Source organism: Demequina sp., from assembly GCF_016278775.1.
Lineage (GTDB): Bacteria > Actinomycetota > Actinomycetes > Actinomycetales > Demequinaceae > Demequina.
Genome location: NZ_JADQBF010000041.1, coordinates 71,089 through 78,609 on the forward strand (window position 1 = coordinate 71,089; position 7,521 = coordinate 78,609).

General features: G+C 65.8%; 7 protein-coding genes. 3 read left to right on the forward strand and 4 right to left on the reverse strand.

Annotation, left to right across the window (positions count from 1 at the left end; genetic code table 11):
• Window positions 1-76: 76 nt before the first annotated feature.
• The 3 genes from QZZ33_RS06410 to QZZ33_RS06420 all read left to right on the forward strand — a co-directional run bounded on the left by QZZ33_RS06410 (window position 77) and on the right by QZZ33_RS06420 (window position 2,593).
• Window positions 77-1,444, forward strand: a complete 1,368-nt coding sequence (locus tag QZZ33_RS06410; protein WP_291378939.1) for an MFS transporter — start codon at window positions 77-79, stop codon at window positions 1,442-1,444.
• Window positions 1,441-1,998 (forward strand): GNAT family N-acetyltransferase, encoded by a 558-nt coding sequence (locus QZZ33_RS06415; RefSeq protein WP_291378940.1) that lies wholly within the window; start codon window positions 1,441-1,443, stop codon window positions 1,996-1,998. Before QZZ33_RS06410 ends, QZZ33_RS06415 begins: the two co-directional genes overlap by 4 nt.
• A gap of 172 nt (window positions 1,999-2,170) precedes the next feature.
• Window positions 2,171-2,593, forward strand: coding sequence for a type IV pilin protein (locus tag QZZ33_RS06420; protein WP_291378941.1), 423 nt, complete (start codon window positions 2,171-2,173; stop codon window positions 2,591-2,593).
• Between the two features lie 55 nt (window positions 2,594-2,648).
• On the opposite strand, the gene QZZ33_RS06425 is transcribed toward QZZ33_RS06420, so the two are convergent.
• The 4 genes from QZZ33_RS06425 to metE form a co-directional block, all read right to left on the reverse strand.
• Complete coding sequence (locus QZZ33_RS06425; RefSeq protein ID WP_291378942.1) at window positions 2,649-3,095, reverse strand: hypothetical protein; 447 nt, start codon at window positions 3,093-3,095, stop codon at window positions 2,649-2,651.
• A 56-nt stretch (window positions 3,096-3,151) separates the two neighbouring features.
• Window positions 3,152-5,137 carry an alpha/beta hydrolase gene (locus tag QZZ33_RS06430; RefSeq protein ID WP_291378943.1) on the reverse strand — a complete coding sequence of 662 codons (1,986 nt, stop codon included), beginning with the start codon at window positions 5,135-5,137 and terminating at the stop codon, window positions 3,152-3,154.
• Window positions 5,134-5,487 carry a hypothetical protein gene (locus tag QZZ33_RS06435; RefSeq protein WP_291378944.1) on the reverse strand — a complete coding sequence of 118 codons (354 nt, stop codon included), beginning with the start codon at window positions 5,485-5,487 and terminating at the stop codon, window positions 5,134-5,136. Before QZZ33_RS06435 ends, QZZ33_RS06430 begins: the two co-directional genes overlap by 4 nt.
• Window positions 5,488-5,581: 94 nt before the next feature.
• Window positions 5,582-7,521: 5-methyltetrahydropteroyltriglutamate--homocysteine S-methyltransferase (metE, locus tag QZZ33_RS06440; protein ID WP_291378945.1), on the reverse strand; the 1,940-nt coding region annotated here is incomplete at its 5' end.

The window sequence follows — 7,521 nt, forward strand, 5'->3', positions numbered from 1 at the left end:
TGCGCCGGTCACATCGCGCGGGTGGTGTGACGCTCGCGCCCACGGGCGCACTCATGGTGTTCTTCGGAGACGTGTGATGTTTGCGCGCTATCGCGAAATTCTGGCGCTGCCGGGCGCGGCGGCCTTCTTCTGGTGGGGCCTCCTCGCCCGCATGCAGATGGGCTTGACTGGGCTGGCAACCTTCCTGCTCGTGCAGATCGAGTACGGCTCCTACGCGCTCGCTGGCGCGGTGCTGGCAGCAGTAGCAATCGGCAACGCCTTCTTGGCGCCCCAAGTCAGTCGGCTCATCGACGAGTTCGGGCAGTCGCGGGTGCTACGCATCGGGTTCGCGCTGTCGGTGTCGGCCCGCGTCGGCCTGGTCGTGGCAGCCCTAATGCATGCGCCCCTATGGGTATTGCTCACGGTGGCGCCCATGGTTTCCCTCAGCGGCAGCCAATCGACCCTGACCCGCGCCCGCTGGACGCACATCGTGCCGGACAAGCACAGCCTCAACACCGCGTTCTCGCTCGAGAGCTCGCTTGAGGAGGTGCTGTTCATTGCCGGACCGGCGCTCGCCACGGTGCTCGCCACCACCGTCGCGTCGTGGCTGCCCAGCGTCGTTGCGGCCGTCACCCTGCTCGTGGGCGGCTACGTGTTCTTGTCGTTGCGCTCAACGGAGCCGCCCGCCCGCAGGGCCGACGCGGGAACCGTCCCCCTGACCATGGCGCCCGTCATCGACGGTTCACTCCCTCGCGTCGGCCTGATCCCTGAAAGTGCCCGCGCCCGCAACCGGCCCCGCCGCTACCGCAACCCCTTGCGCGGTCACCTGCTCGTCACCACTCCCGCTCTCGTGATCACCACCATCGTGTTCGCCACCCAGGGCGCCCTCTTTGCGTCGGTGGATGCGTCCACGGTGGCACTCGCTGAGGAGATGGGTCACAAGTCGTGGTCGGGGCCCGTCCTTGCCGTCTTCGCCCTGGGTTCGCTGACGGGCGGGCTCCTCTATGGCTCGCGCATGTGGACGGGATCGCTCGCTTCCAGGCTGCTGTGGGGAGTGACAGGGAGTGGGATCGGCGCGACGACGTTTGCATTCGCCCCCACCCTGTTGGTGCTTGGCGCCCTCATGTTCGTGACGGGGCTCGTCATCGCACCCACCATGGCCGTCGGCGACGGCGTGGTGCATGCGCTCATACCGCGCTCACGGATGACGGAGGGCATGGCGTGGACCCGCGTGGGCCTCGACCTTGGGGTCGCGGCTGGAGCATGGGTCACGGGCGTGATGGTGGAGCGAGGTGGGGCTTCCCACGGCTTCGGCGTGACGAGCGCCGCAGGCCTGGCAGGCATCGTCATCATGGCCGCGTCGTGGCGCTACCTGCGCAGCAAGCGTGCCTACGACGAGACGGTGGTGCGGGAGAGTGCCGTCGCTAGCGTGGGCGGCCACCCCGCTGGAATGATGACCTCATGACACGCCCGTTCACGGTGCGCCCCGTCCGTGCGGACGATGCCGCGGCCATCACGACCATTTACAACGCCTACGTGCTTGACACGGTGGCGACGTTCGAACTCGACGCCATCGACGCACCGGAAATGGCTCGAAGAATCGCCAAGGTCCTGGGCGCGGGCCTGCCGTGGCTCGTCGTGGAGGATGCCGCAGTCGCGGCCGACGGCGGCGCGGACTCGGCCGTGCTGGGATACGCGTACGCCGGCCAGTTCAGAGACCGTGCGGCGTACGACCACACCCTCGAGGCCACCATCTACCTCCATCCCGATGCCCGGGGGAGGGGCCTCGGCACCGCGCTCTTTGCATCGCTGTTTGCTGCCGTTGAGGATCTCACCTCCGCGCAGAGCCGACACGCGCCTGTCCACGCGATCATCGGCTCGATCGCGCTTCCCAACAACGCGTCCGTCGCGCTTCACGAGCGCTTCGGCATGACCCAGGTGGCTCATCTGGTGGCCGTGGGGCGCAAGTTTGATCGGTGGGTCGACGTGGGCTATTGGCAACTCACCTACGACGCCTGAGCCCCTTCATCATCCGCGAACCGCGAGCGCCGACGCGTCAACAGCCTTGCCCCTTTTGTCACTTTCCATTGCGCTCCGTGCACGCTCACGCCAGGATAGGGATGTCGGTTCGGCATCGGGCGGACACCCTAACCCCCGCTTCAGGGGGACTTTGCACCGAAAGAGACCCCACATGAATACCGCCATTTTGAGGCGGCAGCGCGATGATGGCTTTTCCTTGGTCGAATTGATCACGGTGATCCTCATCATCGGGTTGCTCGCCGCTATAGCCATACCCCTGTACCTCGACCAGCAAAAAAAGGGTCGCGACGCAGCCGCGAAGTCTGACCTCAATGCTGTCGCGAAGGGCATCCGTATCGCTCTCGATCAGGACCAGGTGGGCGTTCCCACCCTTGCCGTCTCCGACAGGACAGTGACCCTCGACGGCGAGACCATTGCGTCCCTGTCGCCCGGAGTGGTCCTCGGCGGGCTGCATTGGACGAGTTTCGACCTGTGGTGCATTGACGTGACGCACCCGGACGGGGATCACGCCAAGAGCCCCGGCTACAAGTTCAACGCTCCCGACGGAGATTCGAGTTCGGGTCAGTGCACTTGACGTGAAGCTCTCCTGCACGCGCTGGGACCACGGAATGGCGCGTCACTCTGGCCGCCTAGCCGTCCGCAGAAGTTCCCCTCGTAGTCCATGGGCTCATGATGAGGACCGCGAGGTTTGTTCTCGTAGACTCTTGCGCGCTCGGATACACCAACCGGATATGCCACTGAGCTCCATCGATGGACTTGCGAAGATCGGTGACGGTGGCTCGCTCGTTGCTGAGACCGCCGTCCGTAGCGACCCAACCGTCGGAGACGAGGAAGTCGGACATGGCCTCACCGGCGGCCACCGCCGTCGAGGTCTCGACGTAGCTCCTGTTGTCGGCGATCTGCCAGTAGGCGGGGTCCGACTCGTTGGCCGTACCCGAGTGGGTGTCCCCGACGCGCAACGACGACTCGATGACCGGTTCGCCCTTCACGTCGTACGACGACGTGATCCCCACCAGTTCACCGTGAAGGTGCTCCGCTTGCGTCTGATACTCGCCCAGTCGACTTTCAGTGCCCATGCATCCTCCTAGTACGACGATCATCGCCAGGATCGCGGCGATCCTCACACCCGCCCTCATCCGTCGACCGCAATGTAGTGCGGCGCGTACCCGGGGGCGTCATTGCCATCGACCACCACACGAGTGCCCTCCGGGTAGGTGATTACTTCACTTGGTGCGTAGACCTCCACCTGTCCCCCCACAATCACCTGGACCAGATTGTTGAAGGCCGTGGACCCCGGCGCGTAGATCCCTGAGTGGCCCGCGAAACCAGGAGGCGTGGATCCGTCCCAATGGTTCTCAAGGTCTTCGCTCTGCGTGTTGCCGTACTCGACCTGCCCCGTCTCCAGGCGGATGACGCCGCTGGCATTGAGGGGCGTTTGGCCGTGGATCGCCAGCAGGTCCCCCTCGTTGCCTTGAATCAGACCTACTACAGAGTCGTTGCGCACCATCATGGCGAAGTGCGGGACGTCACCGGTGGCGGGGAAGTCCGTGACGCCGTGCACTCCGTCTCCCATGCCGGCTGCGGCCATGTAGAGAATCCTGTCAGCTCGCAGGCCTGCCTGTTCCGCCAGTCCCACCGTGGCGCCACCATAACTGTGCCCAATGACTGTGACGTCCGCTCCCGGGGGAACCTCGAGGGCGTTGACGAAGGCCGCAAGGTGAGGAGCCAGCGCGTGGGAGTATGACGGGTCCATCGCCTGTGGGATGTTCTGAGGTAGCGCACCACCCGCCCATTGAATGACAGCGGTCGGCTCGCCCGCTGACACGTTGGCCTCCTGGTAGATGTCCGCAGCGCGATCATCCGCGAAGTGCTGCATGGTGGAGCCAGTGCCTGGAACAGAGACGGCGATGTGCGTGATCCACGCGGGCACGTTTCCTGTAAGCGGGTCGATGGGACCGCGATACGTCGCGATCGCATCGTGAGCGGGATCGAACACCGCCAATGAAACCCCCGTGAGCGTGCTTGCGTCCCCGTTGGCATCGAAGGATGTCACCTGCTGGCCGAGGAGCGACTCGTAGTAGTCGATCAGCTCGGCGTTCTTGCCGATGCTGTCACGGTTGCGCCAGATCAGTCCTTCGCGGGGCCCCGGAGTCACCGCTTGCGTCGATGGCTCATCGGACTCAGCGCGCTCCAGGCTCCGAATGTCCTCCTCCCACATCGAGATCTCACTCTCCAGTCGCGCAATTTCCTCCCGAACGCCGTAGGTGTTGGCCTCGATTCTGTCGGCGAGGATCACGCCATCGAGATTGCCCACAATGCGGGGAGCGTGCTCGATCAGCATGCGAGCAGCGTCCGGTTCCAGGTGCGACCACCACTCCTGGACCTGGCCCGCTGGAGGCGGGTAGAACCACAGCAACTCGGCGATCTCGGGGTGCTCCTCAAGCCACGCGCGGACGGCATCGGGATCATCACTCGCCGCGAGCTGGCGCAAGAACGACATCACCACGGCCGCCTCGAAATCGGCCTTTGCGACGGAGGTTCGCGGGCCGGGGCTTGGGTGTCGGAACGCCGACATGGTGTGCGACAGGAGGGAGTCGACGTCACCGATGCGCTGTAGCGCGCCGACGCAATCCGACGTGGCAGCCTCGATGAGGTCGCCGACGGAGAGGCACTCCGACCACAATCGACTGTTCGCCTCGAACTGACCTGGTCCCCACACCTCCCCCATGTCTGACACCGACATCTCGTACAGCTCCGCCATGGACTGGCGGAACGTGAACACCTGACTGCGCAGTGCGGGCACTTCATACTCGAGCGCCGTGACTCGCGCCTTGGCCACGGCGAGGGCGTCCGCCAAGTCACCGAGCGCGAAGGACGCGCGCCGCATGCCGTCTTGCGCTTCGTTGCCCGCGCTCGCAGCCAGCGCCATCCGCGACATGAGGGGCTCGGTCTGGGCGGAGCTCAACACGCCGGGGACTCCAACCCAGGTTCCCTCGAGCGCGTTCGCTGAGCCGTCGAGTTCCCTCCCTGCCTGCAGCAGATCGTCTGCCGCGCTCCTGATCGCATCGGGGTGTACCGAGAGGTCGGGGATGTCATGCGCTGCAACGAGTTCTGTCATGATCGCCCGTGCTGCCCGCCGGAAGGCGTGAGTCCCCGGGGACCATCGAGACCGTCGGTAGCAAACACCTTGGCCGCCAGTTGCTCATCCTGTTCCAACAAGGCGAGTACGCCGTTCCGCGCAGCCTCCACCGTGAGGCCCGCCGCCGTCATGGACTCCTGTGCGAGAACCTTGCGGGGGCCGAGCACGCGCTCGCACTGACCGGACACGGCGGGAATGGCGGCGACGGCATGTGCCGCCGCGCGGTGAGCCCGCTCCGCCGCGGCCGACGCCGACGACCAGTCCTGGACCTGCAACGACGCTCGATGGGTGAGGTCAAGGACTCCCTGGACATCGATCTCCACCCTCATGGGAGCAAACTACCCGAACAGGTCACTGGGCCACATAGGGATGATTCCCCTGTGGACGGTCTCGGGCCCACCCCGGCGCGTTGTCCGACGTGCTCTAGCGCACTGCCTTCGTGGCAGCGATGAGGTTCTCGAGGCTCGCAGTCGTCTCGGCGTAGCCGCGCGTCTTCAGGCCGCAGTCGGGGTTGACCCACAGTTGCTGGCCAGGGATCGAGTCCTTGGCGAGCGTGAGCAGCTCCGTGATCTCCTCGGTCGAGGGAATGCGGGGGCTGTGGATGTCCCATACGCCGGGGCCGATGCCGCGTGCGTAGCCGTGGTTCTTGATGGCGGGCAGCACCTCCATGCGGGACCGGGCCGCCTCGATTGACGTGACGTCCGCATCGAGGCCGTCGATCGCGTCGATGATCTCGCCAAACTCCGAGTAGCACAGGTGTGTGTGCACCTGGGTGTCGTCTTTGGCTCCAGACGTGGCGAGTTTGAACGAGTTGACCGACCACTCAAGATACGCGGGCTTGTCGGCATTGCGCAGCGGGAGCAGCTCACGCAGTGCCGGCTCATCCACCTGGATGATGCCGATGCCGGCCGCCTCCAGGTCAGCAATCTCCTCGCGGAGGGCAAGCGCGACCTGATTGGCGGTGACGCCCATCGGCTGGTCGTCGCGCACAAAGGACCACGCGAGAATCGTGACTGGGCCCGTGAGCATCCCCTTGACAGGCTTGTCCGACAGCGACTGGGCGTACTGGGCCCAGCGCACCGTCATGGGCTCTGGACGGGCAACGTCTCCCCACAGAATCGAGGGGCGCGTGCAACGCGAGCCGTAGGACTGCACCCAGCCGTTGACGGTGACGTCGAAGCCGTCGAGCAACTCGGCAAAGTACTGCACCATGTCGTTGCGCTCGGCCTCGCCGTGCACCAGCACGTCAAGTCCGAGGTCCTCCTGCAGCTTCACCACAGACTCGATCTCCGCCTTCATGGCGGCCTCGTACTCGACGTCAGTGAGAGTTCCCTTGGCCCACGCGGCGCGGGCCTTGCGGATCTCGGGAGTCTGCGGGAAGGAGCCGATGGTGGTGGTCGCCAACTCAGGGAGGTTGAAGCGGTTGGCCTGGGTTGCGGCGCGCACGGAGTAGTCGGAGCGAGCAAAGTCCTGCGGCTTGACCGCTGCGAGGGCGTCGCGCACGTCGGCGCGGTTGGTGCCGGGGTGAGCCTTGCGCGACGCGAGCGCGGCGCGGGCCTGGGCCAGCGCGTCGGCCGCTGCGGCCTCGCCCTCGGTGAGGGCGGTGGCTAGGGCAGCGATCTCCGCCACCTTCTCGTCGGCAAAAGCGAGCCAACTGATGAGTTCCTCGCCCAGGTGCTCCTCGCCCTTCAGCGTGTGAGGCACGTGGAACAACGACGTGGACGTCGATACGGCGACGGTGGCACCCAGCGCCTCGACCGCCTTGAGCGTCGCGAGAGCGTCGTCAAGGTCGGTGCGCCAGATGTTGTGGCCATCCACCACGCCGGCCGCGATGACCTTGCCGGTCAGGTGCGCGCCCACAGGAACGCCTCCGCGCACCAGGTCGATGCCAATCGCCTCGACTGGCGTCGCCGCCAGCACAGGGAGGGCGTCGTCGAGCGATCCCATGGGTGCCGCCACCAGGATCTGCGGGCGAGCCTGCTGCTCGCCGAGCCAGGCGTAGACGCGCTCGGCGTTGGCGAGCACCTCCGCACGGTCGGCGTCGGTGTCCGCCACCAGGATCGGCTCGTCGATCTGGACCCACTCGGCACCGGCGGCCTTAAGCGCGGCAAGCAGTTCGCCATACACGGGCAGCAGATCGTCAAGGCGGCTGATGGGGTTGAAGTCGGCCTTCGCGTCGTCGGAAGCCTTCGCCAGGTACAGGAATGTGAGTGGACCGGTGATGACGGGACGGGTCACGTAGCCCGCGTTCTTGCCCTCGACAAACTCGTCAACCCAACGCGCGCTCGACAGGGCGAACACCGTCTCTGGGCCGATCTCCGGAACCAGGTAGTGGTAGTTCGAGTCGAACCACTTGGTCATCT